The sequence below is a fragment of the Roseococcus sp. SDR genome (genome assembly GCF_019083995.1).
Classification (GTDB): domain Bacteria; phylum Pseudomonadota; class Alphaproteobacteria; order Acetobacterales; family Acetobacteraceae; genus Roseococcus.
In genome coordinates, this window is sequence record NZ_JAHRCU010000019.1 from 30,954 (window position 1) to 55,516 (window position 24,563).

The 24,563-nt window shown below is 70.8% G+C and carries 23 protein-coding genes; 10 read left to right on the forward strand and 13 right to left on the reverse strand.

Annotation, left to right across the window (positions count from 1 at the left end; all coding sequences use genetic code 11):
* The first annotated feature begins 77 nt into the window (after window positions 1-77).
* Window positions 78-620: a DUF3576 domain-containing protein gene (locus KTR66_RS19030; protein ID WP_213615352.1), complete on the forward strand. Its 543-nt coding sequence runs from the start codon at window positions 78-80 to the stop codon at window positions 618-620.
* A 9-nt stretch (window positions 621-629) separates the two neighbouring features.
* Here the strand turns inward: KTR66_RS19030 and KTR66_RS19035 are convergent, their stop codons facing one another.
* Both KTR66_RS19035 and KTR66_RS19040 read right to left on the reverse strand, forming a co-directional pair.
* Window positions 630-1,100: a DUF1003 domain-containing protein gene (locus KTR66_RS19035; RefSeq protein ID WP_213615354.1), complete on the reverse strand. Its 471-nt coding sequence runs from the start codon at window positions 1,098-1,100 to the stop codon at window positions 630-632.
* Between the two features lie 80 nt (window positions 1,101-1,180).
* Window positions 1,181-1,663 carry a peroxiredoxin gene (locus KTR66_RS19040; protein WP_213615356.1) on the reverse strand — a complete coding sequence of 161 codons (483 nt, stop codon included), beginning with the start codon at window positions 1,661-1,663 and terminating at the stop codon, window positions 1,181-1,183.
* Window positions 1,664-1,763: 100 nt separating this feature from the next.
* Here KTR66_RS19040 and KTR66_RS19045 point away from each other — a divergent pair, with 100 nt between their 5' ends.
* Window positions 1,764-2,378, forward strand: a complete 615-nt coding sequence (locus tag KTR66_RS19045; RefSeq protein ID WP_249732271.1) for a YqgE/AlgH family protein — start codon at window positions 1,764-1,766, stop codon at window positions 2,376-2,378.
* 4 nt (window positions 2,379-2,382) lie between these two features.
* Here the strand turns inward: KTR66_RS19045 and KTR66_RS19050 are convergent, their stop codons facing one another.
* Window positions 2,383-3,033 (reverse strand): TIGR04283 family arsenosugar biosynthesis glycosyltransferase, encoded by a 651-nt coding sequence (locus tag KTR66_RS19050; protein ID WP_213615360.1) that lies wholly within the window; start codon window positions 3,031-3,033, stop codon window positions 2,383-2,385.
* A gap of 72 nt (window positions 3,034-3,105) precedes the next feature.
* On the opposite strand from KTR66_RS19050, the gene KTR66_RS19055 reads away from it, so the two are divergent.
* Window positions 3,106-4,212 (forward strand): PA0069 family radical SAM protein, encoded by a 1,107-nt coding sequence (locus tag KTR66_RS19055; RefSeq protein WP_213615362.1) that lies wholly within the window; start codon window positions 3,106-3,108, stop codon window positions 4,210-4,212.
* A gap of 42 nt (window positions 4,213-4,254) precedes the next feature.
* Complete coding sequence (locus tag KTR66_RS19060; protein ID WP_213615364.1) at window positions 4,255-5,106, forward strand: SirB1 family protein; 852 nt, start codon at window positions 4,255-4,257, stop codon at window positions 5,104-5,106.
* A gap of 84 nt (window positions 5,107-5,190) precedes the next feature.
* Here KTR66_RS19060 and KTR66_RS19065 read toward each other — a convergent pair whose 3' ends face one another.
* On the reverse strand, window positions 5,191-5,895 hold the full coding sequence (locus KTR66_RS19065) for a TVP38/TMEM64 family protein (protein ID WP_371819170.1): 705 nt from the start codon (window positions 5,893-5,895) through the stop codon (window positions 5,191-5,193).
* Window positions 5,892-6,608: a glycosyltransferase family 2 protein gene (locus KTR66_RS19070; protein ID WP_213615366.1), complete on the reverse strand. Its 717-nt coding sequence runs from the start codon at window positions 6,606-6,608 to the stop codon at window positions 5,892-5,894. The genes KTR66_RS19065 and KTR66_RS19070 overlap by 4 nt, the downstream gene beginning before the upstream one ends.
* A gap of 116 nt (window positions 6,609-6,724) precedes the next feature.
* Between KTR66_RS19070 and KTR66_RS19075 the strand changes: the two genes are divergently transcribed.
* The 5 genes from KTR66_RS19075 to KTR66_RS19095 are packed head-to-tail and all read left to right on the forward strand — an operon-like array spanning window position 6,725 to window position 16,847.
* Window positions 6,725-7,816, forward strand: coding sequence for a COX15/CtaA family protein (locus KTR66_RS19075; RefSeq protein WP_213615466.1), 1,092 nt, complete (start codon window positions 6,725-6,727; stop codon window positions 7,814-7,816).
* Window positions 7,817-7,818: 2 nt separating this feature from the next.
* Window positions 7,819-13,086, forward strand: a complete 5,268-nt coding sequence (locus tag KTR66_RS19080) for a PAS-domain containing protein (protein ID WP_213615368.1) — start codon at window positions 7,819-7,821, stop codon at window positions 13,084-13,086.
* Between the two features lie 14 nt (window positions 13,087-13,100).
* On the forward strand, window positions 13,101-14,537 hold the full coding sequence (gene tldD, locus KTR66_RS19085) for a metalloprotease TldD (protein ID WP_213615370.1): 1,437 nt from the start codon (window positions 13,101-13,103) through the stop codon (window positions 14,535-14,537).
* 60 nt (window positions 14,538-14,597) lie between these two features.
* Entirely contained in the window at window positions 14,598-15,581 is a 984-nt protein-coding gene (locus tag KTR66_RS19090) for a tripartite tricarboxylate transporter substrate binding protein (protein WP_213615372.1), read from the forward strand.
* Between the two features lie 57 nt (window positions 15,582-15,638).
* Window positions 15,639-16,847: an alanine--glyoxylate aminotransferase family protein gene (locus KTR66_RS19095; RefSeq protein WP_213615374.1), complete on the forward strand. Its 1,209-nt coding sequence runs from the start codon at window positions 15,639-15,641 to the stop codon at window positions 16,845-16,847.
* 156 nt (window positions 16,848-17,003) lie between these two features.
* Here the strand turns inward: KTR66_RS19095 and soxZ are convergent, their stop codons facing one another.
* The 6 genes from soxZ to KTR66_RS19125 all read right to left on the reverse strand — a co-directional run bounded on the left by soxZ (window position 17,004) and on the right by KTR66_RS19125 (window position 21,908).
* Complete coding sequence (gene soxZ / locus KTR66_RS19100) at window positions 17,004-17,333, reverse strand: thiosulfate oxidation carrier complex protein SoxZ (RefSeq protein WP_213615376.1); 330 nt, start codon at window positions 17,331-17,333, stop codon at window positions 17,004-17,006.
* Window positions 17,330-17,755, reverse strand: a complete 426-nt coding sequence (locus KTR66_RS19105; protein ID WP_213615378.1) for a thiosulfate oxidation carrier protein SoxY — start codon at window positions 17,753-17,755, stop codon at window positions 17,330-17,332. Before KTR66_RS19105 ends, soxZ begins: the two co-directional genes overlap by 4 nt.
* Entirely contained in the window at window positions 17,755-19,035 is a 1,281-nt protein-coding gene (locus tag KTR66_RS19110) for an NAD(P)/FAD-dependent oxidoreductase (protein ID WP_213615380.1), read from the reverse strand. The genes KTR66_RS19105 and KTR66_RS19110 overlap by 1 nt, the downstream gene beginning before the upstream one ends.
* Window positions 19,036-19,045: 10 nt before the next feature.
* Window positions 19,046-19,330 (reverse strand): c-type cytochrome, encoded by a 285-nt coding sequence (locus tag KTR66_RS19115; protein ID WP_213615382.1) that lies wholly within the window; start codon window positions 19,328-19,330, stop codon window positions 19,046-19,048.
* A gap of 86 nt (window positions 19,331-19,416) precedes the next feature.
* Window positions 19,417-20,562 (reverse strand): YeeE/YedE family protein, encoded by a 1,146-nt coding sequence (locus KTR66_RS19120; protein WP_213615384.1) that lies wholly within the window; start codon window positions 20,560-20,562, stop codon window positions 19,417-19,419.
* Complete coding sequence (locus KTR66_RS19125; RefSeq protein WP_213615386.1) at window positions 20,559-21,908, reverse strand: cytochrome P450; 1,350 nt, start codon at window positions 21,906-21,908, stop codon at window positions 20,559-20,561. The genes KTR66_RS19120 and KTR66_RS19125 overlap by 4 nt, the downstream gene beginning before the upstream one ends.
* Before the next feature lie 137 nt (window positions 21,909-22,045).
* Between KTR66_RS19125 and KTR66_RS19130 the strand changes: the two genes are divergently transcribed.
* Complete coding sequence (locus KTR66_RS19130; protein WP_213615388.1) at window positions 22,046-22,387, forward strand: hypothetical protein; 342 nt, start codon at window positions 22,046-22,048, stop codon at window positions 22,385-22,387.
* 17 nt (window positions 22,388-22,404) lie between these two features.
* Here KTR66_RS19130 and KTR66_RS19135 read toward each other — a convergent pair whose 3' ends face one another.
* Together KTR66_RS19135 and thiL are read right to left on the reverse strand one after the other, a co-directional pair.
* A complete protein-coding gene (locus tag KTR66_RS19135) occupies window positions 22,405-23,580 on the reverse strand; it encodes an MFS transporter (RefSeq protein WP_213615390.1) in 1,176 nt (391 codons plus the stop codon).
* A 23-nt stretch (window positions 23,581-23,603) separates the two neighbouring features.
* Window positions 23,604-24,548, reverse strand: a complete 945-nt coding sequence (gene thiL, locus KTR66_RS19140; protein ID WP_213615392.1) for a thiamine-phosphate kinase — start codon at window positions 24,546-24,548, stop codon at window positions 23,604-23,606.
* Window positions 24,549-24,563: the final 15 nt, after the last annotated feature.

Here is a 24,563-nt window from a genome sequence, read left to right on the forward strand (position 1 = left end):
ACGTGACCTGGGAGGGGGCGACGGGACATCCCGTCGCCCCTTTTCTTTTGGGCTGCGCTCCAGTAATTGATCCGGCCATGACCCAGATCGCTCGCCCGATTCTCCCGCTCTGCCTCGGCCTCGCGCTACTGGCCGGATGTTCCGGCGGGCGTCAGGTCGGCAATGAGGAATACGGCACGGATAACCGCCGCGAACTCGCGCTGCGCCAGACCGGCGCGGCGACCGATTCGGGGCTGGTCGTCTTCGGTGTGGACCGTTCGCGCCAGGCGCGCGAAGCCGCCGCGGGCGCCGGCGCTGGCATGACGGTGAACGCCTTCCTCTGGCGCGCCACGCTCGACACGCTGTCCTTCATGCCGCTTGCCAGCGCCGATCCCTTCGGCGGCGTGATCATCACCGACTGGTATTCGCCGCCCCAGGCCGAGGGCGAGCGCTTCAAGGCCACCGCCTACGTGATCGGCCGCCAGCTCCGCTCCGACGGCGTTCGCGTGCAGGTCTTCCGCCAGGTGCAGCGCGGCAATCAGTGGGTGGATGCCCCGGCCTCCACGGCCACGAATTCCGAGATGGAAGACCGCGTCCTGGCCCGTGCGCGCGAACTGCGCAGCCAGTCCGCCGGGCGCTGACACCCGTTTTCAGCTGGCGCGGTCCGCCGCCAGCTTCTCGATGATCTGAAGCATCTTCAGGATCTCCTGCTCGCGCAGCGCGTCAATCTTCGCGTGCAGCGCCTCGATCTCCAGCTCCGCCTTCACATTGATCCGATAGTCGAATTCCGCGTGCCGCCGGTCGAGCTCGGAGGCGCGGTTCTGGCTCATCATGATGATGGGCGCGGTGTAGGCCGCCTGGAAGGACAGCACGAGGTTGAGCAGGATGAAGGGGTAGGGGTCCCACCGCTCGATGAAGGCGGTGATGTTGAGTCCGATCCAGACCAGCAGCAGCGCCGACTGGATCAGGATGAAGCGCCAGGAGCCGACATTGCGCGCCACCCAGTCGGCCACGCGCTGTCCGACGCCCAGCGGCGGCGGAGCAAGGCTGCGCGCCGGGCGCTCGGCCCGCAATGCGCGCAGCATGGTTTCTTCCTCAGGGGTGATCTCGAAACGGGGCATGGGCGGCATCCTGGAATCTGCGCCAGGATAGCGCCGCCCACCGCCCCGCGAAGCCAGGCGCATGTCGCCTGGCGGGCGGCTCAGAGCGCGGCGAGAACCGTCTCGGCCTTGCTCACCTCGAAGGCGCCGGGCTCTTCGACGCCGACATGTGTCACCACGCCGTTCTTCGCGACCAGCACGAAGCGCTGGCAGCGGATGCCGAGGCCGCGGGCGGTCAGGTCGAACTCCAGGCCCAGCGCCTTGGTGAAGGCGGCGCTGCCATCGGCCAGCATGGCGACGGTGCCGATCGCGTTCTGGTCCTTGCCCCAGGCGCCCATCACGAAGACGTCGTTCACCGACATGCAGGCGATGGCGTCCACGCCCTTCGCCTTGAACTCGGCGGCGTGGTTCACGAAGCCCGGCAGATGCTTGGCCGAGCAGGTCGGCGTGAAGGCGCCGGGCACGCCGAAGAGGACCACGGTCTTGCCGCCGAAGAACTCCTCCGTGGTGACCTCCTGCGGGCCATCGGCCGTGGCCTGCATCAGCTTGGCCGAGGGAATCTTGTCACCAACCTTGATCGTCATGAGGGTTGCCTCCGAAGGGGTTTTGCGGAGGGAAGGTTTAGGCGGTTCCGTCGGGGGTGTCACGCTTGCCATGGCCGGGGCATCGCCCCACATCCTGGGCATGTCCCCACGTGAAACCACATCGGGGCGGCCGGATCGCCCGCCAGCTGGCGCGCCCAAGGCCAGCCCCCTCGCCGGGCAGCTGCTGATCGCCATGCCCCACATGCAGGATCCGAACTTCGCCGGGAGCCTGGTCCTGCTCTGCGCCCATTCGCCGGATGGCGCGATGGGCCTCATCCTCAACCAGCCCATCCCGAAGCTCAGCTTCGAGGGGCTGCTCCGCCAGATCGGCGTGGAGCCGCTGCCCCCCGCGCGCAGCATCCGCCTGGTCAATGGCGGCCCGGTCGAGGAGGGGCGCGGCTTCGTGCTGCACAGCGCCGACTGGCGTGCCCAGGGTTCGATGGACGTGACGGGCGAGGTGTCGCTGACCGCAAGCCTGGACGTGCTGCAGGCCATCGCCAGCGGCGGCGGGCCGCGCCAGGGTCTGCTGGCGCTGGGCTATGCCGGCTGGGGCGCCGGGCAGCTCGAGCAGGAGATCGCCCGCAATGACTGGCTGCATGTGGACCCGGACGAAGACCTGATCTTCGGCGGCCCGGATGAGACGCGCTGGCGCCGGGCGCTCGCCAAGCTGAAGGTGGATCCGCTGCTGCTCTCGGGTGTCGCCGGGCACGGCTGACGGCTCAGCGGTAGAAGCGCGCCAGCCGCTCCGGCGGGACGCCGGCGAAATAGAGGCCCAGCGTCATCAGGTTGCGCGCGGAGCGCCGCCACCAGCCATCCCGCCGCCAGCGAGCGGCGGAGGTGATGGCGCAGGCCGGCATCTCCGCCAGCCGGGCGCGGCCGAGGCGCCGGACGAGATCCACATCCTCCATGAGCGGGATCGGGTGGAAGCCGCCCACTGCATCGTAGAGGGCGCGGGAGATCAGCAGGCCCTGGTCGCCATAGGGCAAAGCGAGCCGGCGGCAGCGCCAGGCCACGGCCGCTTCCAGCCGCCGCGCCTGGGGAGATTCGTCATCCAGGGCGAAGCGGAAGAAATGCGCCTGGTCCGCCCGGGCGAGGGCGGCCTCCACCGCCGTCTCCCAGCCGGCGTCCAGCCGCGTATCGGCATGCAGGAAGAGCAGCCATTCGCCCCGCGCGGCGGCGGCCCCGGCGGCGAGCTGCGTGCCCCGCCCGCGCGGCGCCGTGACGAGGCGCACCCCGGCCAGATCCGCCACGCTGTCCTTGCTGCCGCCATCGGCCAGGATGACCTCGCCGAGCCCAGACAGCTGTTCCAGCAGGGGCGGCAGGAGGTGGGCGGCGTTCAGCACCGGGATGACGGCGGAAATCCGTTCCATTTTCCCTTTTTGTTCTTGACTCGCGTCCGGCATTTTCGCACCTTCCGACGTGAACATTAAGGGAACTTGGCCATGCCCGATGGTGGCGGACATTCCTGGATTCAGAAAGACCTCGTCCCCCAGCGCGGCCGGGCGGCGCTGTCCAACCACACCCCGCGCTTCGAGCGCCAGGTGGCGGAAGCCTTCGATGATGGCTGGGGCAGCCTGACCGAGGACATGCCGAGCCTCAGGACCACCCTCACCCGCGAGGCGGCTAGGTCGGCCCTCACCTATAACGACAGCCCCGACCTCGGTTTCGACCGCTCGATCAACCCCTATCGCGGCTGCGAGCATGGCTGCGTCTATTGTTACGCGAGGCCCAGCCACGCCTATCTCGGCCTTTCGCCCGGCCTGGATTTCGAAACCCGGCTGCTCTTCAAGCCCGAGCTGCCCGAGATCCTGGAGCGCGAACTCTCCCGCCCCGGCTATGTGCCGCGCCCGGTGGCGCTGGGCGCCAACACCGATCCCTACCAGCCGGTGGAGCGCGAACAGGGCCTGACGCGCCGCGTGCTGGAGGTGCTGGAGCGTTTCGGCCATCCGGTGACGATCGTCACCAAATCAGCCGGCGTGCTGCGCGATGCCGATATCCTGGCGCGGATGGCCCAACGCAATCTGGTGCGCGTCTGCATCTCCATCACCACGCTCGACGCCAAGCTGGCCCGCGCCATGGAGCCGCGCGCCGCGAGCCCGATGCGCCGGCTGGAGGCGGTGCGCGCGCTGGCGGCGCAGGGCATTCCGGTGGCCGTCCTGGCCGCCCCCATGATTCCTGGCATCAACGACGCCGAACTGGAACGCATCCTGGAGGCCAGTGCGCGCGCCGGCGCCACCAGCGCCGGCTATGTGCTGCTGCGGCTGCCGCTCGAGCTTCGCCAGATCTTCGAGGAATGGCTGAACGCCCATTACCCCGAGCGCGCGGCCCGTGTGCTGGCCCTGGTGCGCCAGACGCGCGGCGGCAAGCTCTATGACGCCCGCTTCGGCCAGCGCCAGACCGGCGAGGGCGCTTATGCCGAGTTGCTGGCCCGACGCTTCGACGTGGCACTGCGCCGCCTGGGCCTCGACCGGCGCGAGGGGGGCACGAGCCGCCTCGATTGCACGCAGTTCAATCACCGCGCCGCATCGCGGCAGCTGGAATTGCTGTAACGCCCGGTGTCGCCAGGCCCGTGCCTGCGCTACAAGCGGGGCATGTCCGCCTCCCCCCAGGAAGAGGCCCGCGCCGCCCTCGACGCCGCCGGCCAATTGCCCGATGCCGAGCTCGACCTCGCATCCGTCGCGCTGCAATTCGCGCGCATTGACGCCCCCACGGCCGATTGGCGCGCGGCGGCCGAGTTGCTGAGCCGGATCGCCCGTCGCGCGGTGGAGCTGGCGGCTGCCGATCCCGCGGCCGATGGAGGGGAGCCCGAGCGCCGCCGCGCCCTGTTGGCAGGTCTCATCCATGGCGAGTTCGGCTTCGCGGGCGATGCCGAGACCTATGACGACATGGCGAATGCCAACCTCATCCAGGTCCTGGAACGGCGGCGCGGCCTGCCCGTGGCGCTCGGCCTGCTCTGGCTGCACGCGGCCGAGGCGGCGGGCTGGAGCGCGCATGGGCTGAACGCCCCGGGCCATTTCCTGCTGGCACTCCCGCATGCGCGGGGGCAGATCGTGCTCGACGTCTTCGCCGGCGGGGACCAGCTGCTGGCGCCGGAATTGCGCGCCCTGATCAAGCGGGTGGCCGGCGAGAACGCCGAGCTGAAGCCCGGCATGCTGGCGACGATGACCAAGCGCGACGTGCTGCTGCGCCTGCAGAACAACATCAAGCTCCGCCGCCTCCAGGCCAATGACCTGGAAGGTGGCCTGGCCGCGACGCGGGACATGTTGCGCCTGGCACCCGACCATGCGGGGCTTTGGCGCGAGATGGGGCTGATCGAGCACCGGCTGGAGCGCATCAGCGCGGCCTTGGCCAGCCTGGATCGCGCTCTGGAGATCGAGCCGCGCGGCGAGGCGGCGGCGCGCATCCGCGGCCTGGTGGAAGAGCTGCGCAACCGGCTGAATTGAGCGCGGCTCCGTCTCCAACGCGCGTCCCGTGGTCACTTCTCCAACGCGCGTCCCGCGGTCATTTCTCCAACGCGCGTCCCGCGGTCACTTCTCCAACGCGCGTCCCGCGCGATGCCTCCCCATCAGCCAGACCCCCAGTCCGACACTGAAGGCCAGCAGAATGACGGAGAGGCCAAGCTGCCAGAAGCCGTCCACGCGCACGCCCTTGCCGAGCAGCGCGAAGACCACCGTCTGCGGCAGGTAACCGAGTGCCGAGGCCAGGAAGAAGGCGCCTGCCGGGAGCGCCGACATGCCGGCCAGGAAATTGAGCGCGAGGTTGTTGCCCACCGGAAACAGCCGGAGCGCCAGCGCCGCGCCGAAGGGGTTCTCCCGCAGCGTTTCCACCACCGGTCGCAGCCGCGGGCCGAAGCGCCCGGCGAGTCGCCGCTCCGCCCAGTCCCGCGCGATGGCGCGCGCCCAAGCGTAGGCCAGCACGCAGCCCAGCATCTGCGCGCCCAGCGCGACGCCCACGCCGATCACCGTGCCGAAGGCATAGCCCGCCAGGAAGGCCACCACCTGGCGCGGCACGCCGACCGCGGTGGCCAGCCCGCCCGCCAGCAGGAAGAGGCTCTCCCCGAGGAGGCCCTGGTCGCGGATATAGAGGTCCACCCATTCCGTGCCCGGCGCGGCACCCAGCGCCCGCAGCAGCACGCCGCCGAACGCGAGCCCCGCCACCATGAGCAGCAGCTTGCCAAGGCCCAGCGAGCGGGAGGACCGGGCCGGCCTCGTCTGACCCGCCCCGTCCGTCACGGCGCCTCGATCTCGGGGCGCTTGCCGCGCCGCTGCAGCCAGGCCACGCCGAAGAGGTCGAAGATGCTCACCGCCAGCCGGTCCAGCGTGCCGTAGTTGGAGGCGCCGCGCAGCCGGGGGCGGTGGTTCACCGGCTCGCTCAGCACCACGGCGCCGGCGCGCAGCGCCAGCGCGGGCAGGAAGCGGTGCATGTGATCGAAGTGCGGCATGGTCTGAAAGAGGGCGCGCGGAAACAGCTTCAGCCCGCAGCCGGTATCCGGCGTCGCGTCCTTCAGGAGCGAGGAGCGGATGGCGTTGGCGAGGCGCGAGGAGCGCCGCTTCACCCAGCTGTCCTTCCGGTTCACACGGTGCCCGGCCACCATCACCCAGCCGCCGGTCGCCGCAGTTTCAGCCTCGGCGCGAGCCAGCATGCGGGGGATGTCGGCAGGGTCGTTCTGGCCGTCACCATCCAGCGTGGCGATCCAGGTGCCGGCCGCCGCCGCCACGCCCGTCATGATGGCGGCCGATTGTCCGCAGCTCGCCTTGTGGCGCAGCCGGCGCACCGCCAGCCCGGCCAGGATCTCGGGCGTCGCGTCGGTCGAGCCGTCATCCACGTAGATGATCTCGTGCGGGATCGCGGCCAGGGCCGCCTCGATCTCGGCGACCAGGGGGGCGATGTTCGGGGCCTCGTTCCGCACGGGAATGACGACCGAAACCAGCGGTGCGGCGGACATGCGGGGGCGTTACCAGCGCGCATCCCGGGCCACAAGCCCGCGATGGTGGCAATTCTTGCGACTTCGCGTTGAGCCCATGGGCTGGCGGCGTGGTTCTCGGTTACTATGTCGCGGTCATGCCCTTCGATGCCCACAGCTTTCCTGCCCACGCCGCCGCGGCGCCGCGCGGCGACCGCGCCAATCCCCGCGCCATCGCCATATGGCTGCTCACCGTCGCCGGCCTGATCTGGGCCATGGTGGCGCTGGGCGGCGCCACGCGCCTCACCGGCTCGGGCCTGTCCATCATGGAATGGGCGCCGCTCGCCGGCACCCTGCCGCCGCTCAGCCAGGCCGAGTGGCAGCGCCTCTACGACCTGTACCGCACCATCCCGCAATACCAGCTTCAGAATGCCGGCTTCGGGATGGAGGGTTTCCAGCGCATCTTCTGGCTGGAATGGGGGCATCGCTTCTGGGGCCGGCTGATCGGCCTCGCCTACCTGGTCCCCCTGCTCTGGTTCTGGGCGCGCGGCGCCATTCCGCGCGGGCTCGGGCCGCGGCTCGCGCTGCTGTTTGTCCTGGGCGGGATGCAGGGCGCGATCGGCTGGTTCATGGTCGCCTCGGGCTTCGAGGCGGACCGCACCGCCGTTTCGCCCTATCGCCTCGTGCTGCACCTCTCCATGGCCTTCATCCTGTTCGGTCTGATCCTCTGGACCGCGCTCGGCCTGCTGCGGCCCGCACCGGTGGAGGTCATCCCGCAGCAGGGCAAGATCCGCCGGCAGGTGGTGGCGGCCTTCTGGCTGGCCGCGCTGACCATGCTGGCCGGCGGCTTCGTGGCCGGCATCCGCGCCGGCTTCAGCTACAACACCTTCCCGCTGATGGACGGCCAGCTCATCCCCGCCGGCTATCTCGACCTTGATCCGGTCTGGAAGAATCTCACGGCCAATATCGCCGCCGTGCAGTTCAACCACCGCCTCCTCGCCTCGCTCACGCTGCTGGCCGCTCTCGGCGCGGCCATTGCCGCACGCCGCCTGCCGGACGGCTTCGCCCGCCGCGCGGTCTGGGCCATGGCGGCCGTGATCGGCGCGCAATATGCGCTGGGCATCGTGACCTTGCTGCATGTCGTGCCGGTCTCCCTCGGCACGCTGCACCAGGCGATGGCGGTCGGCGTCCTTGCCGCCGGGCTCTGCGCCTGGCACGGGCTGCGGGCACCACCCGCCGCGGCACCCTGAGCATGGACGCCGCCGCCCCCCGCCCTCCTGAGCTTCTCACGGCCCTGCCGCTGGCGCTCATGGCCTTCTCGGGCGCAGGCGGACTGGTCTTCGCCAACCCTGCCATGCATGCCCTGCTCAAGGTGGACCATGCCGCGCTCCAGCCCGGCGCGGCCCTGGCTGATGTGCTGCGCCTGCTGGCCTATCGCGGCGTGCTCGGCCCCGGCGATCCCGGCCAGCGCCTGCGCGAGGTCCTGGCGCTCGACCTCGGCCTCGCGCATCGCCGCCTGCTGCGCGACGTGGAGGGGCGTGGCCTCGAATGGCGCATCCTGCCGCTGCCCGATGGCGGCCACCTGTTGACGCTGGCCGATGTCAGCGAGTTCCAGTCGGCGCGAGAGGCGGCGGAGCGAGAGGCGGCCGCGCTCTCGGGCATGCTGGCGCGGCTGAACAACGGCGTCGCGCAGTATGACGCCGAACGCCGGCTGGCGCGCAGCAACCCCGCCTATGCGCGCCTGTTGGGCCTGCAGCCCCACGTCCTGCGCCCTGGCATGGCGTTGGGCGAGATCGTCGCCCACCAGCAGGAGGCGGGCGAGTTCGACGCCGCCGAGGCCGCCGCCGTCGCGGCGCACCTCGCCGCCCGCTCCATCGTGCAGCCCTGGCGGCATGAGCGCACCCGCCCTGATGGCCGCACCGTCCGCTTCGACAACCAGCCCATGCCCGATGGCGGCTGGCTGGTCGAGATCATGGACATCACCGACGCGCACCAGGCCGAGCAGGATGTCCGCCGGCGCGTGGCCCTGCAGGACGCGCTGATGGAGGCGCTGCCCGTGGGTGTCGCCGTCTATGGCCCAGACCGCGTGCTGACGCAGGTGAACCCGGCCTATAACCGCATCATGGCGCACAGCCCGGTGCGCCTGGGCGAGAACCTGCGCGACATCCTGATGCGCCGCGCCATCGCTGGCGAATTCGGCCCCTGCGACCCGGAGGTGGAGGTGCCCCGGCGCCTCGCCTCCACCGCCACCTCGCATGGCTTCGAGCGCCGCACGCCGGAGGGCATCGCCACCAGCCACCGCAGCGTGCCGCTGCCCGATGGCGGACATGCCATGGTGGTGGCCGACGTCACCGCCCTGCACGCCGCCCAGGCCGAGGCGCGGGAACGCGCCGAGGTGCTGGCCCACATGCTGGAGAGCACGCGCCACGGCATGGCGATGTTCGACGCCGAGGGCACCGTCATCGCCGCCAACCGCCTCGCCGCGCATTTCTGCGGCCTGCCGCCCGAGGCCTTTCGCCGTGGCGTGAACATCCGCGAATTGCGCGCGCTGCAGATCCAGCTGGGCGTGCATGGCGACAAGCTCTCGACCGACCGTTTCCTGGCGGAGCGGATGAACGAGCCGCTGCGCGGACCCGACCGATACCGCCGCACCAACCCCGACGGCACGGTGATCGAGATCATCACCGACAAGCTGCCCGAGGGCGGCTATGTGCGCTCCTTCACCGACGTCACCGCGCAGGTCCAGGCCGAGGCGGAGGCAACGAGCCGCGCCGCCTCGCTGCAGGCCGTGCTCGACAACATGCGGCATGGCGTCATCCTGTATGATGGCGAGGGTTACGTCCGCACCGGCAACGCGCTGGGCGCCCGCCTTGCGGGCCTGCCGCCCGAGATGCTCAAGCCCGGCGTGCATTTCGACGCCCTGCGCGACATGCAGGCTGAGCTGGGGGAGCATGGCGAGGGCGAGATCGGCGTGCGCTGGCGCCAGAATCGCGCGCGCGAGCCATGGAAAGGCGAGGGCACCTTCACCCGCAAGCGCCCGGACGGCACCATCATCGAGGTCCGCACCGACCTGATCCCGGGCGGCGGCTGCGTGCGCTCCTTCACCGACATCACCGCGCTGACCGAGGCGCAGGCGGCCGCCACGCAGCGCGCCGCCATGGTCCAGGCGATGCTGGACAACATGCGCCACGGCATCGCGCTGTTCGACGCGCAGGACCGGCTGCTGACCTTCAACCGGCTCTGCGCCACGCTGATGGGCCTCGAGGGCTGGCTGCGCCCGGGGCTCGACTACAGCGAGGTGCTGGCCCGGCAGCTCGAAACCGGCGAGTTCGGTGAGAGCGGGGCGGCAGCCGACCACGTGGCCGCCCTCCTCACGCGCGACAAGAGCGTGCCCAATACCGTTCGCCGCCGCCGCCCCACCGGCGAAGAGCTGGACGTAACGGCGAGCCCGGTGCCGCAGGGCGGCTTCGTGCTGACGCTGACCGATATCACCGCCCGCGTGGTGGCCGAGCGCGAGGCCGAACGCCGGGCCGAGGTGCTCTCCGCCACGCTGAACGCAGCGCGCCAGGGCATCATGCTGTTCGACGCCGAGGGACGCGTGGTGGCGGCGAACGACATCGCGGCGCAGCTTACCACGCGGGCCGGGCCCGCCTCGCTCATCGGTCGCGGCCATGCCGACATCGTCGGCAGCCAGCACCGCACCGAGGGCGCGAGCGAGGCGGAGGTGGAGCAGGTGATGCGGCAGGTGGCGGCGGTGGACCGCCGCGCGCACCACCGCTACCAGCGCCACCGCCGGGACGGCCTGGTGCTCGACATCAGCTCCGACCCGATGCCCGAGGGCGGCTACGTCGTCTGCATCTCGGATGTGACGGATCTGGTCCATGCGCGGGAGCAGGCGCAGGCCCGCGCGGCCCTGCTCTCCGCCACGCTGAACGCGGCGCGGCAGGGCATCACGCTGTTCGATGCCGACGGCGTCGTCCTCGCCGCCAATGACATCGGCGCGCAGTTCGCGGGGCTTCCCGATGCCGCCGCGCTGATCGGCCGCCGCCATGCCGATATCGTCGCCGCCCAGCGCGTCCATGAGGGCGCCACACCCGAGCAGCAGGCCGAATTGGCGCGCCGCTTCGCCGCGACGGACCGCACGAAGCCCCACTGCTACCAGCGGCAGCGGCCGGACGGGCGGATCTTCGACATCAGCTCGGACCCGATGCCCGAGGGCGGCTACGTCGTCTGCATCTCGGATGTGACGGATCTGGTACGCGCGAACGAGCAGGCCCAGGCCCAGGCTGCCGCGCTCTCCGCCACGCTCGACGCCTCGCGCCACGGCATCACGCTCTATGGGCCGGATCACCGTGTCATCGCCACCAACCGCATCAGCACCGCGATCGCGGGCTATGCCTCGCCCGAGGCGATGGTGGGTCAGAGCTTCGCGGAGGTGATGCGGAACCAGGCGCCGCTGGAACAGTTGGCCGATCCGGAGGCCGAGGCTGCCTTCCTGCGTCAGGCGCTGGCGCTCGATCGCACCAAGCCGATCCGCTACCAGCGCCGCCGCACGACCGGAGAGGTCTTCGACGTCGCCTCCGACCCGACGCCGGAGGGTGGCTTCGTCGTCTCCGTCTCGGACGTGACGCCGCTGGTGGATGCGCAGGAGGAGGCGCAGCGCCGCGCCGGCATCCTGCAGGCCATGCTGGAGAACAGCCGCCAGGGCATCGTGCTGTATGACGCGCAGCACCGCCTCGTCGCCGCCAATGCGTTGGCCGGCGAGATGATGGGCGTCCCCGACCTGCTGTCCCGGCCCGGCACCAACCAGGCCGAGATCCTGGCAGCGCAGCGCGCCCGCGGCCTCTACGGTGGCGAGGATGGCGGCGCCGCGCAGGAGCGCTTCTTCCTCGAGATCGACCGCAGCAAGCCGCACCGCATGCAGCGGAGCCTGCCGGATGGCCGCCGCTACGATGTGGCCTCGGACCCGACGCCCGATGGCGGCTTCGTCATCTCGGTGTCCGACATCACGCCGCTGGTCCGCGCCGAGGCGGCGGCGGAGCAGCGCGCGGGCCTGTTGCGCACCATGCTGGAGAACAACACCTCCGGCGTGCTGCTCTATGACAGCGAGCGCCGGCTGCGTGGCTTCAACAGCCTTGCCGTCACGCTGACCGCCATGCCCGATCTGTCGGAATGCCTCGGTATGCGCATCGAGGACCTGCTGGCGCGGCAGAGCCGCACCGGCAACCTCGGCAACCCGGCCGATGCCGAGCGCGAGCGCCGCCGCCTGATCGCGCTGGATCGCAGCCAGCCCTCCCGCGGGCAACGTGTGACGCAGGATGGCCGGGTGCTGAACTTCGCCTCCGACCCGACGCCCGATGGCGGCTTCGTCGTCTCGCTCACCGATGTGACGCCACTCGCCCGCGCCGAGGCGGAGGCGAAGCGCCGCGCCGAGATCCTGGGCGTGATGTTGGGCAATATCCGCCATGGCATCGTGCTCTTCGACAAGGATGGCCGCCTCGTCGCCTCGAACGCCAAGCTGCAGCAGATGCTGGGGCTGCCGGAAGCAGCGCTGGCGCCCGGTGCCCACATGCATGAGATGGTGGATGCGCTGCGCGCCCAGGGCGAGTACGGCGAGGCCGAGGCCGGGGAACGCGTCGCCGAGGCGATCAAGAACCGGCCGCGCTTCGCACCCATCCGCTCCCTCCGCCCGCGGCCGGACGGCACCGTCCTCGAGGTCGTCTCGGACCCCACGCCCGATGGCGGATGGGTCGTCACCTATACCGACGTCACAGAGGACCGGCAGATCCGCGGCGAGCTGGAAGCGGCGCGCGAGGCGGCCGAGGCGGCGAGCCGCGCCAAGTCCCGATTCCTTGCCACCATGAGCCATGAGCTGCGCACGCCGCTCAACGCCGTGATCGGTTTCGCCGACGTGCTGTGCAGCGGCGCCGCCCCGGCGCAGACCGAGGAATTCGCCCAGGCGATCCGAGAGGCGGGGCAGCATCTGCTCTCGCTGATCGACGACATCCTCGACATCACCCGCACCGAGACCAGCAACCCGCCCATCGCGCTGGAGGAGGTGGTGCTCCGCGAGGTGATCGATGGAGCGGCCCGAATGATCGGTCCCGCCATCGCGGCAGGCGGCCTGCAGCTGGTGCGGGAGATCCAGGACGGGCTCCCGCGCCTGCGGGGCGATACGCGCCGTCTGCGCCAGGTGCTGTTGAACCTGCTCAGCAACGCCACCAAGTTCACCGAGGTGGGTGGCACCGTCACGCTGCGCGCCTTCCACACCGAGGCCGGGCTGACGATGGAGGTGCAGGACACCGGCATCGGGATCGAGGCGAAGGATCTGGAGCGGGTCTTCGAGCCCTTCACCCAGCTCGACAGCGCGCTATCCCGCCGCTTCCCGGGCTCCGGCCTCGGCCTGCATCTCTGCCGCTCGCTGACCCAGGCGCAGGGCGGCGTGCTCATCCTCGAAAGTACGCCGGGTGTCGGCACCACCGCCCGCATCACCTTCCCGGCCTCCAGCCTGATCTTCTGAAGGACAATTCCCGCATGCCGCTCGACACGCCCCTCGCCGTCACGGACCGGCTCTTCTATGCCGGGCTCGACCCCGAGGTGGCCGCGCGCCGCCTGCGCGAGGCGACCGACGGCGCCGAGGATGGTGAGCTCTTCTTCGAATACCGCGAGAGCGAGGCGATCAGCCTGGAGGATGGCCGCATCCGCTCAGCCAGCTACGACACGCAGCGCGGCTTCGGCCTGCGCGCCATCCAGGGCGAGGCGGCGGGCTATGCCCATTCCGGCGAGATCAGCGATGCCGCGCTGGCGCGTGCGGTGGCGACCGTGGGCGCCGTGCGGCAGGGGCGCAGCGGCAGCCTTGATGTCGGGCCGCGCGCCACCAACACGCAGCTTTACGAAGCGGCCAATCCGCTGACCGCGATGGGCTTCGCCGAGAAGACCGAACTGCTGATGGAGATCGACGCTTATGCGCGCGGTCTTGATCCGCGCGTGACGCAGGTGATGGCCTCGCTGACGGGCGAATGGCAGGCGGTGCAGATCCTGCGGCCCGACGGGCTGCGCGTGGCCGACCTCCGCCCGCTGGTGCGCTTCAACGTCTCGGTCGTGGTGGAGGAGAATGGCCGGCGCGAGACGGGCAGCTTCGGCACGGGTGGGCGCTTCGCCTATGCCCGCGTCATCGGGGATGGCGGCTGGCAGGCGGGCGTGGCCGAAGCCCTTCGGCAGGCGCTGGTGAACCTGCAGAGCATCCCTGCGCCCGCCGGTGAGACCGAGGTGGTCCTCGGCCCGGGCTGGCCCGGCATCCTGCTGCATGAGGCCATCGGCCACGGGCTCGAAGGCGATTTCAACCGCAAGAAGACCAGCGCCTTCGCGGGGCTGGTGGGAAGCCGCATCGCGGCCCCGGGCGTGACCGTGGTGGATGACGGCACCATCCCCGACCGGCGCGGCAGCCTCACCGTGGATGACGAGGGCACGCCCTCGGGCCGCACGGTGATGATCGAGGATGGCTATCTGCGCGGCTTCATCCAGGACCGGCAGAATGCGCGCCTCATGGGCGTGGCCCCAACCGGGAATGGCCGGCGGCAGAGCTTCGCGCATATCCCCATGCCGCGCATGACCAACACCATCATGCTGGGTGGCCAGCACGCGCCGTCCGAGATCATCGGCAGCGTGAAGAAGGGGATCTACGCCGTGAATTTCGGCGGCGGCCAGGTGGACATCACCTCCGGCAAGTTCGTGTTTTCCATGAGCGAGGCCTACATCATCGAGAACGGTCGCATCGGCGCGCCGGTGAAGGGGGCCACGCTCATCGGCAACGGGCCGGACGCGCTGACCAAGGTGAGCATGATCGGGAATGACAGCGCGATGGACCCGGGCATCGGCACCTGCGGCAAGAACGGCCAGGGCGTGCCCGTGGGCGTGGGCCAGCCGACGCTGAAGATGACGGGCCTTACCGTGGGCGGCACCGCCATCTGACTTGCATGCCGCGCGCGGCTGGGGCTTAACCGCCGGCAGAAAAATGACCGGAGGTTCGCCATGATTCGCCGTCTCGCGCTCGCCGCGCTGGGAATGCTCGCCCCGCTCGCCGTGAGCGCCCAGAGCTTCCCGCAGCGCCCCGTCACGCTCAGCGTGGGCTTCGCGCCGGGCGGCAGCACGGATATCGCCTCGCGCCTCATCTCCGAGCGCTTCGCGGCCAATCTCGGCCCCGAGGCGCGGGTGGTGGTGGAAAACCGGCCCGGCGCCTCCGGCGTGGTGGCGGGCGACTGGCTGCGCCGCCAGTCACCGGATGGCCACACGCTCATGCTGATCGAGGTCAGCTCCCACGCCATCGCGCCCGCGGCGCTGGAGGGCGGCACGCCCTTCAACCCGGTGCAGGATTCGACGCAGATCGCGATGATCGGCACGGCCCCCATGGTGCTGATCGCCTCGCCCAGCTTCCCGGCGACCACGGCGCAGCAGGCGATTGCGGTGCTGCGCGCCTCGCGCCCCGAGCAATATGCCTATGCGACCTCGGGCGTCGGCTCCATCCCGCATCTGGGCGTGGAGATGCTGGCGCTGCAGCTTGGCGCGCGCTTTACCCATGTGCCCTATCGCAGCGGCGGGCTGATGCTGACGGCGATCCATCAGGGCGAGGGGCAGTTCGGCATCGCGGTGCTGGCCTCCGCCGCCGCGCAGATCCGCGGCGGGCTGGTCCGCGGCCTCGCGGTGACGAGCCGCGAGCGCTTCCCCTCCTTCCCCGACCTGCCGACGCTGAACGAGGGCGCGATGCCGGGCTTCGAGCTGACCACCTGGAACATGATCATCGGCCCGCCCAACATGCCGCCCGCGTTGGTCCAGCAGCTCAACCGTGCCCTGGTGGCGACGGTCGCCGATGCGACCCTGCGCGAGCGCCTGCTCCAGGCCGGCGTTCTGCCCTGGGCCACCGAGAACACGCCCGAGACCACGCGCGCCTTTCTGACCAGCGAGGTCGAGAAATACCGCCAGGTCGTGGCGCGCACGGGGGTACGCCTGGAGCGTTGATGCCAGCGCATTTACGGCCAATACTGGCCTGAACGACGCTTAGGAAAGCCAGAGACGATGGACGGTTCGATCAGCCCCAAGCCCGCTCGCCCGATGGCGCGCGGGCGCCTCTTCTTCGCCAATCCGGGGCCGACGAACATCCCGGATTCGGTGCTCGCCGCCACGGCGCGGGCCAGCATCGACTTCAACGACCCGGCCTTCCTCGCCGTCTATGACGCCTGCTTCGAGGGGCTGAAGAAGGTGCTGAAAACCAAGCACCACCTCTTCATGTACACCGCCTCGGGCCATGGCGCCTGGGAGGCTTCGCTGGTCAACACCCTCTCGCCGGGTGACCTCGTGCTGATCCCGGAGACGGGGCATTTCTCCGACAGCTGGGCCAAGATGTGCGGCACGCTCGGGTTTGAGGTTCAGCAAGTCCCCGCCGATTGGCGCCGCGGCGTGGAGATCTCCGCGATCGAGGCGGCGCTGGCCGCCGACAAGGACCACAAGATCAAGGCCGTCTGCTGCGTCCATAACGAGACGGCGGCCGGCACGCGCTTGCCGCTCGACCAGGTGCGCGCCGCGATGGACCGCGTGAAGCACCCGGCGCTGCTGATGAGCGACACGATTTCCTCGCTCGGCTGCTACGATTTCCGCATGGATGAGTGGGGCGTGGATGTCTGCGTCGGCGGCAGCCAGAAGGGGCTGATGCTGCCCACCGGCTTCAGCTTCACCGGCGCCTCCGAGAAGGCGATGGAGGCGCATCGCAAGAGCACCCACCCGCGCCATTACTTCGACTGGACCGAGATGCTGGCCCGCCGCCAGAAGAGCTTCGTCGGCACGGTGCCGACCACGCTGTTCTATGGGTTGCAGGAATCGCTGCGGCTGATGCTGGTGGAGGAGGGGCTGGACAATGTCTTCGCCCGCCATGCGCGCCTGGCGAAGGCCGTGCGCGCCTGCGTGCAGCATTGGTCCGGCAACAACGGCCCGCAACTCTATTGCCAGAATCCCGAGCGCTGGTCGGACAGCGTGACGGCCGTGCTGATGCCGGAGGGCTATGACGCCGAGCCGGTGCGCAAGATCGCGCTGGAGCGCTTCAATGTCTCGACCGGCGGCGGGCTGAACAAGCTCGCCGGCAAGGTGTTCCGCATCGGCCATCTGGGCGATCTGAACGAGCCGATGATCATCGGCACGCTGGGCTCCATCGAGATGGCCCTCGGCCTCGCCGGCGTGCCGCATGCCAAGGGCGGCGTGCAGGCGGCGCTGGACAGCCTCGCCGCCGGCTAGAGCATGATGCGTTGAGGCGGAATCGCCGAAACGCTGAATCATCCTCTCAGCAAAGCCTAGAGCGAGCGAAGTGAACGCATGTGAACGCAGCATGCTCTAGGCGGTGCTGGACGGCTGATTCACGTCCTTGGTGGTTCCACCAAGGACGATCAGGCGTCAGGCCAGGGCGATGCGGTGGGTCGCGCGTGCCGTGCGGCCCGCCTCGTCCGTCCAGGTGAATTCCAGCTCGCTCGCGCGCTCGATGCGCACGAAGAAGACGTGGAATGGGTTGGCGGCGGTGCCGTTGCGGAACTCGGCTTCCAGCAGCGCCTCGCCGTTCAGCCGCACGCGCATGCGCGTCAGCATGTCGCGCGGGATGGTGCGGCCGCCCTCCTGGCGCAGCCCGGTTTCCATCGGGTGCTCCATCAGCGTGCGGATTTCCACCACCTCGCCCGCGCGGGCGCTGCGGGGCGCGCGGATGCGTGGGGTCGCGAGGTTCGTGCTCATGTCAGGCACCCCCCGGTGGCGACGCGGATTTCGGCGGTGGCCCGCTGCACGCTGCCGTCATTCATCCGCGCGAGGACGACCAGGGTCTGATTCTCAGCCATCCGGATGCGCGTCTGGATTTCGGCCCGCGCCAGCGCCGGGCCCAGCTTGAAGGAAGCGATGCCCGGCGTCGGGTTGCGCGTGGCAAACAGATGGATGGCGGTGACGTGGCGCTCGGCGCTTTGCGGGCTGTCCACCAGCACCGTCACCGGCACCTGGCCGCCATTCTCCGCCACGGGCGGGACGCGCAGCGTGATGCCGCCCTCGGTCGGCGTCGCCTCGCCGATCTCGGCGCGGATGGCGGCGTTCAGCGCGTCATCGCTCGCCGCCGCCGCGAAGGGCAGGAGCGTGAGGGCGAGCGTGGCGCGGCGGGTGAGGTTCATCAGGCGAACATGTCCTTCGTGATGCTCTCATACCAGGCATCGGCGTAGAGCGCTTCCAGCCGGCGCTGCTCCGGATGGTTGCCGCGCGGCGAGACCCCGCCCGAGCCTTGGACCTCGGCGATGGCCGTGCCCTCCGCATTGGGGCGGAACACGCCGACGATCGAGATGCCGTATTCGTCGCCCACATGGGAGTAGCAGGTGTTGAAGTAAACCGCCTCGGGCGGGGTTTCGCCGCGCAGCAGGGCGGCGGCGGAAGCGACCGCCTGCTTGGCCGTGCTGTTCGCCACATAGCCCGATTTCGGCATGGGACCGGGGATATTGGCATCGCCCACCACATGGATGCCGGGTGCGACGCGCGATTCAAACGTGCGCGGGTTCACCGGCACCCAGCCTGAGGCGTCGGTGAGGCCGGCGTCAGCGGCGATGCGCGCGGCCGATTGCGGCGGGATGACATTGGCGACGGCGACCTTGTGCTGCGTGCCGAATTCCGTCTCCAGCACGCGCTCGCGCGCATCCACCTTGGTCACCTTGCCGTCGCGATTGCCCGGCACCCATTCGATCATGCCGGGATAGAGCTGCGCCCAGGCATCCTGGAACAGGCCCTGCTTGCTGAAGGCTTCCTTGGCATCGAGGGCGAGGATCTTGGAGCGCGGCTTGTGGCGCTTCAGGTAGCTCGCGATCATGCTGATCCGCTCATAGGGGCCGGGCGGGCAGCGGAAGGGATTGGCCGGGATGGCGAGGCCGACGACGCCGCCATCGGGCATTTCCTCGAGCTGGCGGCGCAGCAGCAGCGTCTGCGCGCCATCGCCGGGGACCCAGGCGTGCGGCATGGTCTCGGAAGCGGCCTCGTCATAGCCCTCGATGGCGCCCCAGCGGAGCGCGATGCCGGGCGAGAGGATCAGCCGGTCATAGGTCAGCGTCTCGCCATTCGCGAGGCGCACACGGCGCTGGGCGGCATCAATGCCCGTCGCCCAGTCATGGATCACCCGGACGCCGCGGGCGCGCAGCCCGTCATAGGAGTGGGTGATCTGGCCGATCTGCCGCGTGCCGGCCAGCACCAGATTGCCATAGGGGCAGGTGACGAAGCTGCGCTTGGGCTCGACCAGCGTGACGTCGAGCCAGGGATAGGTGCGGCGGGCGAAGTTGGCGGCCGTGGCACCGCCGAAGCCGCCGCCGATGACGAGCAGGCGGGCCTGCGTCTGCGCCTTCAGCACGGAGGGCGCGGCGACCAGCGGGGCGGCGGCGAGCAGCGCGCGGCGCGGGAGGAGGGTCTGGGTCATGGCGGGCTCCTCAGCGCGGCTGGCGGGCGAAATATTCGGCCGAGGCGATGATCTCCGCTTCGGTATAGCCGCGCGCGATGCGGCCCATGATGGTCGCCGGGCGTTCATTGGCGCGGAAGGCGTTCATCTGCGCGATCATCTCCGCCCGGTCCCGCCCGGCGAGCCCCGGCACGCTGCCCATGCCCGCGCCATTCGGCCCATGGCAGCCGACGCAGCCCTGCGCGGCGAGCGGCGCCTGGGCGGCGGCGGGCGTGGCCAGCATCAGGCTGGCGAGCAGGAGGGGAAGGGGCCGCATGAAGGTTCCTCTGGCGCGCAATGTTGCAGGGAACATAATGCACGACAGGTGAGCGTCAATTGTTCGTTTTACATTGCACTGCGGCATTACCGCGGGGCGGGCGCATCCAGCCGGAACAGGGGCCGCAACCTGGCCCCCAGCGCGTTGCCGGCCAAGGCGGGGATGATCCAGACCCAGCCATGCAGGCTGCCCGAGAGAATTCCCCCGAGAAAGGCGGAGATATTGCAGCCGAAGGCGATGATGGCCCCATAGCCCAGCAGCAGCCCCCCGATGAGCGAGGCGAGCACCGGCCCCGGGCGTGGGATGCGCCAATCCGCCCGCCGCCCGGCCAGCGCCGCGGCCAGGAAGGCCCCGGCCATGAGGCCGAGATCCATCACCGTCATCCGGTCCGCGAGCAGGGGGCGCAGCAGCGCCTCGGTGCGCGTGGGGTCTTCCCAATAGGGCCAGAAGGCGGGGTCGTCCCAGCCCAGCGCCTCGATGGCCTTGGAGCCCCAGAGCGGAAAGGCGGCGGTGATGGCCCAGGGCCGCCCGGCCAGGACCAGCGTGGCGAAGCCGAGCAGGGCGAGGCCCAGCGCGCCCCAGGCGGCGGGCCAGGGATGGCGGAACAGCGCGCCGCGCCACGCCAGCGGTTGCACCTCGCCGTGGCGCCGTTGCTCGAGGCCCGCGGCGACGGCCCAGGCCAAGGCCAAGCCGAAGAGGCTCGCCACCAGCGCTCCGCCCAGGCCGAGATTGGCCGTCAGGGAAACGGGCGGCAGCGCGGCCCAGCCGGACCAGCGTTCGGAATCGTAAGCCGCGAAGGTCGCGCCCGCGATGAAGGCGGCCAGCGTGATCCACATGCGCAGGCCCTGGCCGCCGGCCGCCGTGTAGAGCGTGCCCGAGGCGCAGCCGCCGCCCAGCTGCATGCCCACGCCAAACAGGAAGGCCCCCAGCAGCAGCCCCCAGCCGATGGGAAAGACGAAGCCGCGCACCGGCTGGCCAAGCACGCTCCCCGCCGCGATGGCCGGCAGGCTGAGCAGGCAGGCGAGGCCCAGCAGCAGCAGCACGGCGCGGAAGGGCGCGCTCCGGCGCTCCACCAGCAGCCGCCGGAAGCCGCCCGCGAAGCTGAAGCTCGACTGGAACAGCACCAGGCCGAGCCCGGCGCCGAGGCCCCAGAGCGCGGCCATGCGCCAGCCCTGCTCGGCGCCGAGCCAGGCCGCGCCACCTCCGGCCAGCAGCAGCCCGGCGAGGATCACCGCGGCGTCACGATCAGCGGCATGCCGCCGCGCGGCCGCAAGGTGAGGCGCGCGCGTGGCACCGGCGCCGCGCCGGGCGGAATGGCGAAATCGAGCCGCGGCAGCAGCACCGCCATGAAGACCAGCATCTCCGCCATCGCGAAGCTGGCGCCGGCGCAGACGCGCGGGCCGATGCTGAAGGGCAGGTAGCCGAATTGCGGCGGCTTCTGCGGCGCGTCGGGCAGGAAGCGCTCGGGCCGGAAGGCGTGCGGCGCCTCCCAGAGATGCTCGTTCCGGTGCAGGAGCCAGGGCAAGGCCATCACGGTCTCGCCCGGCTTCACCTGGATGCCCGCGATGCGCTCCGCGCGCGCGGCTTCGCGGGACAGGTAGGGCACGGGCGGATAGAGGCGCATCGCCTCCTGGATCACCGCCTTGGTGAAGGGCAGGGCGTTCAGCTCCGAGGCCTCCGGCGCGCGGCCGCCCAGCACGCTGTGCAGCTCCTCCAGCACGCGTGCGCGCGTCGGCTCATGCAGCGCCAGCAGGTAGAGCGTCCAGGTCAGCACATTGGCCGAGGTCTCGCTGCCGGCCAGCAGCAGCATCGCCACCTCGTTGATGAGCTGGTTGGGATCGAGCAGCGGGCGCCCATCCTCGCCCAGCGCCGCGCGCAGCTCGCCGAACAGCCCGCCCACATCGGGCCCGGCGCTCGCGATGCAGGCCGAGCAGAGGCGGCGGATGGCGCGGGCATGCTTGCGGGCCGTGTGGAACTGCCAACCCGTCAGCTTCTCCGGCAGGCCGAAGACATGGCCGAAATCCACCGCCAGCACCGCGCCCTCATAGGCGGTGAAGCTGCGCGCGAGCTTCGCCGCATCCTCCGGCCGCGCCGCCTGGCCGAACAGCGCGCGCATCACGGCCAGCGCGGTGGCGCCCGCGAAGCCGGCGGCCACATCCACGCGGCCCTTCCAGCTCGATGCCACCTCCTCCGCGCCCTGCACGAAGAGCGGGTGGAAGCCCGGCGTGCGGGAGGGGTGCAGCAGCTTCGCCATCAGCGTGCGGCGCGTGAGCCAGACCTCGCCGCTGTTGAGGAACATGCTGTCACCGATCACCGGCTCCAGCGCCTGCCGGAAATGCCGGCTCTTCGCCTCGAATTCGGCGCGGCCGGTGATGAAGACGCGGCGCACCATCTCCGGCTCGTTCACGATGAGCACGCGCTGGGAGATGGCGCTGAAGGGCATCATCCGGTGGCGGAAGGCGGTCTCGGGGAAGAGGCTCAGCAGGTCCGTCGCCGAGGCATAGAGCGCCCGCATGCCGCGCGGGAAGCGCGCCGGCGCCGCCGGGCGCGGGGGGAGGAAATCGGTGGAGGTGGTCATCGGGCTGCCTTGCGGGTGCGCGGGCTTGTGGTCAAGCGGCGCGGGCGGCGTCAAGCCAGGCTTCCCATGCGGGTGGCTGCACAAGGCCCATGCGAATGGCTAGGCTGAACCCCGCCCTTCTCTCCTGGAATCCATCCATGCGTCATCCGAGCCTCCTGATCGCCCTGCTGGCCGCGGCCTGCGCCGCGCCGCCGCCGCCCGCGCCGCCGGCCCAGCCGCTGCCCACGCCGATCACCACGCAGATCCCGATCGCCCCGCGCCTGCTGCCGGGCCAGCCGCCGCCCACGCCGGAATCCATCGCGGAGCGGCAATTGCAGCGCGGCATGCAGGCGGACCAGCGCAATGATCGCCTGAACGCCATGGATCCCTGGCGCCCGCAGGCGACGGGCGAGCCCGATGTCAGCCGCCCGGACAATCGCGGCGACCCGACCCTGCCCATGATGCCGGGCTCGGTCTCGCCGGTCTGGAACCGGTTCTGATCCCTCAGGTGGCGCGGTTACCGCGCCACCGCCGGGCTCGCATTCACGCCCCGGGACTTCTGCCAGGCCAGCAGCGCCAGCGCCGCCACCAGCGGCGGCAGGAGTGTGAGGTTCAGCAGGCTCCAGCCGAAGCGGGCATGCACATAGCCTGACAGGAAGGCCGTGCAGGCGACGGTGCCGAAGACGATGAAGTCGTTTGCCGCCTGCGCCCGCACCCGCTCATGCGGCGCATAGGCGGTGGCGAGCAGCGAGGTCGCGCCCACGAACATGAAGTTCCAGCCGACGCCGAGGATGGCGAGGCCGATGGCGAAGTGCCAGAAAGTCTCGCCCATCAGGGCCACGGCGACGGAAGCGGCCGTCAGCCCGGCACCCGCCACGATGACCGGCCGCACGCCGAAGCGCGTGATGAGGTGGCCTGTGGCGAAGCCCGGCGCGTACATGGCGATCGCATGCGCCTGGATGACGGTGGCGGAGGCGCCGACCGAGAAGCCGCAGAACAGCATTTCGAGCGGCGTCGCCGTCATCGCCAGATTCATCGTGCCATAGGCCACCATGCCGGCGACGACGGCGGTGACGAAGGCGGGGCGGCGCATGATCTCGCCCACCGGCGTGCTGACGGCGGCGCGCGCGGGCGGTGGCGGCAGGGTCAAGCCGGTCAGCAGCACCAGGCAGATCACCGGCAGCAGGGCCAGCACCAGGTAGGTGCCCAGGAAGATGTACGGCATGAAGACCTGGTGCGTGTGCTTGACGATCTCCGGCCCGAAGGCCGCGGCCAGCACGGGCCCCGCCATGACGAGGGCGATGGCGCGCGGGCGATAGGCCGGCGTCGCGGCCTCGGCGGCGGCGAAGCGGTAATGCTGCGCGATGCCGAAGCCCGCGCCTGCCAGCACCGAACCCAGGCAGTAGATGAAGAAATCCTGCTTCCACACGCCCAGGGCAAAGGTGAGCGAACCGGCCAGCGAGACGATGGCGCCGAGCATGAAGCCGGCCCGTCGGCCATAGCGGCCGAAGATGATGGAGGCCGGGATGGAGGCCGCCATCACCGCCGTCATCTGCACCGCCATGGGCAGGGTGGCCAGCGCCGGGTCGGCCGAGAGGGAGTGGCCGATGATGGCACCCATGGCGGCCTGGCCCACCATCGTCGCGTTCATCAGGGCCTGGCAGAAGAAGAGGCGCCAGATGGTCGCCTTCATGTGCTTTTCTTGGGCGTCGTGCGTCACAGATGGCTCCAGCCGAGTCTCGCCGGCGTGATGTCCTGGCCTTGGGAGTCCCGCAACGTCACACGCGGCGCGCCCCCCGTGAACCGCCCGAGGCGCGTGACAGGGGTGCGCGCGGCGAGGCCCGCGGCTTCCACCGCCGCCCGATCCTCCGGCGCGCTGGCGAAAAGCAGCTCGTAATCATCGCCGCCGCTGGCGAGAGCGGCGATGGGCGCCGTGGCGTCGGAGACGGGGATGCGCGCCGCCTCGACGGCCACCGCGCAGCCTCCGGCGCGGGCGAGGTGCCCGGCATCCTGCAAAAGCCCGTCCGAGACATCCATGCAGGCCCGCGCCAGCCCGCGCAGCGCGAGGCCCAAGGCCAGGCGCGGCTCGGGCAGGCGGTAGCGGCGGGCCAGCGCGCCATCGGGGTCGGCGATCTCGCCGCGGGCGGCGCGCAGGCCGAGCCAGCCATCGCCGATGCGCCCGCTCACCCAGAGGTCATCCCCCGGCCGCGCCCCCGCCCGCGTCAGGGCCGCGCCGGGCGGCGCATGGCCGAGGATGGTGAGGGAGAGGCTGAGCGGGCCGGGGGTGGAGACGGTGTCGCCGCCCAGGACGTGCAGGCCGAAGGCGCGCTGGTCCTCGGCCAGCCCGGCCGTGAAGCCGGCGAGCCAGGCCTCGTCCATGCCCGGCGCCAGCGCGATGGTCATGAGGTAGCCGAGCGGTTCGGCGCCCATGGCGGCGAGGTCGCTGAGGTTCACCCGCAGCAGCTTGCGGCCGATGGTCTCCGGCGGGTCCTCCGGCAGGAAGTGGACGCCCGCCACCATGGCATCGGCGGCCAGGACCAGTTGCTGGCCGGGGGGCGGCGTCAGCAGCGCCGCGTCATCCAGCAGGTTGAGCGCGCCCGGGCCGGCCAGCGGGCGGAAATGCCGGGCGATCATGCTGAATTCCGGGGCGGCATCGGTCATGGAAGGTGGTTTAGA

Bases quoted from the DNA above. Each gene is read 5' to 3' on its own strand.
- KTR66_RS19055 (WP_213615362.1), top strand. From the start codon at position 3,106: ATGCCCGATGGTGGCGGACATTCCTGGATTCAGAAAGACCTCGTCCCC.
- soxZ (WP_213615376.1), bottom strand. From the start codon at position 17,333: ATGAGCACGAACCTCGCGACCCCACGCATCCGCGCGCCCCGCAGCGCC.
- KTR66_RS19075 (WP_213615466.1), top strand. From the start codon at position 6,725: ATGCCCTTCGATGCCCACAGCTTTCCTGCCCACGCCGCCGCGGCGCCG.
- KTR66_RS19030 (WP_213615352.1), top strand. From the start codon at position 78: ATGACCCAGATCGCTCGCCCGATTCTCCCGCTCTGCCTCGGCCTCGCG.
- KTR66_RS19115 (WP_213615382.1), bottom strand. From the start codon at position 19,330: ATGCGGCCCCTTCCCCTCCTGCTCGCCAGCCTGATGCTGGCCACGCCC.
- KTR66_RS19090 (WP_213615372.1), top strand. From the start codon at position 14,598: ATGATTCGCCGTCTCGCGCTCGCCGCGCTGGGAATGCTCGCCCCGCTC.
- KTR66_RS19035 (WP_213615354.1), bottom strand. From the start codon at position 1,100: ATGCCCCGTTTCGAGATCACCCCTGAGGAAGAAACCATGCTGCGCGCA.
- KTR66_RS19135 (WP_213615390.1), bottom strand. From the start codon at position 23,580: ATGAAGGCGACCATCTGGCGCCTCTTCTTCTGCCAGGCCCTGATGAAC.
- KTR66_RS19125 (WP_213615386.1), bottom strand. From the start codon at position 21,908: ATGACCACCTCCACCGATTTCCTCCCCCCGCGCCCGGCGGCGCCGGCG.
- KTR66_RS19060 (WP_213615364.1), top strand. From the start codon at position 4,255: ATGTCCGCCTCCCCCCAGGAAGAGGCCCGCGCCGCCCTCGACGCCGCC.
- KTR66_RS19045 (WP_249732271.1), top strand. From the start codon at position 1,764: ATGTCCCCACGTGAAACCACATCGGGGCGGCCGGATCGCCCGCCAGCT.
- KTR66_RS19070 (WP_213615366.1), bottom strand. From the start codon at position 6,608: ATGTCCGCCGCACCGCTGGTTTCGGTCGTCATTCCCGTGCGGAACGAG.
- KTR66_RS19050 (WP_213615360.1), bottom strand. From the start codon at position 3,033: ATGGAACGGATTTCCGCCGTCATCCCGGTGCTGAACGCCGCCCACCTC.
- thiL (WP_213615392.1), bottom strand. From the start codon at position 24,548: ATGACCGATGCCGCCCCGGAATTCAGCATGATCGCCCGGCATTTCCGC.
- KTR66_RS19130 (WP_213615388.1), top strand. From the start codon at position 22,046: ATGCGTCATCCGAGCCTCCTGATCGCCCTGCTGGCCGCGGCCTGCGCC.
- KTR66_RS19040 (WP_213615356.1), bottom strand. From the start codon at position 1,663: ATGACGATCAAGGTTGGTGACAAGATTCCCTCGGCCAAGCTGATGCAG.
- KTR66_RS19095 (WP_213615374.1), top strand. From the start codon at position 15,639: ATGGACGGTTCGATCAGCCCCAAGCCCGCTCGCCCGATGGCGCGCGGG.
- KTR66_RS19110 (WP_213615380.1), bottom strand. From the start codon at position 19,035: ATGACCCAGACCCTCCTCCCGCGCCGCGCGCTGCTCGCCGCCGCCCCG.
- tldD (WP_213615370.1), top strand. From the start codon at position 13,101: ATGCCGCTCGACACGCCCCTCGCCGTCACGGACCGGCTCTTCTATGCC.
- KTR66_RS19105 (WP_213615378.1), bottom strand. From the start codon at position 17,755: ATGAACCTCACCCGCCGCGCCACGCTCGCCCTCACGCTCCTGCCCTTC.
- KTR66_RS19080 (WP_213615368.1), top strand. From the start codon at position 7,819: ATGGACGCCGCCGCCCCCCGCCCTCCTGAGCTTCTCACGGCCCTGCCG.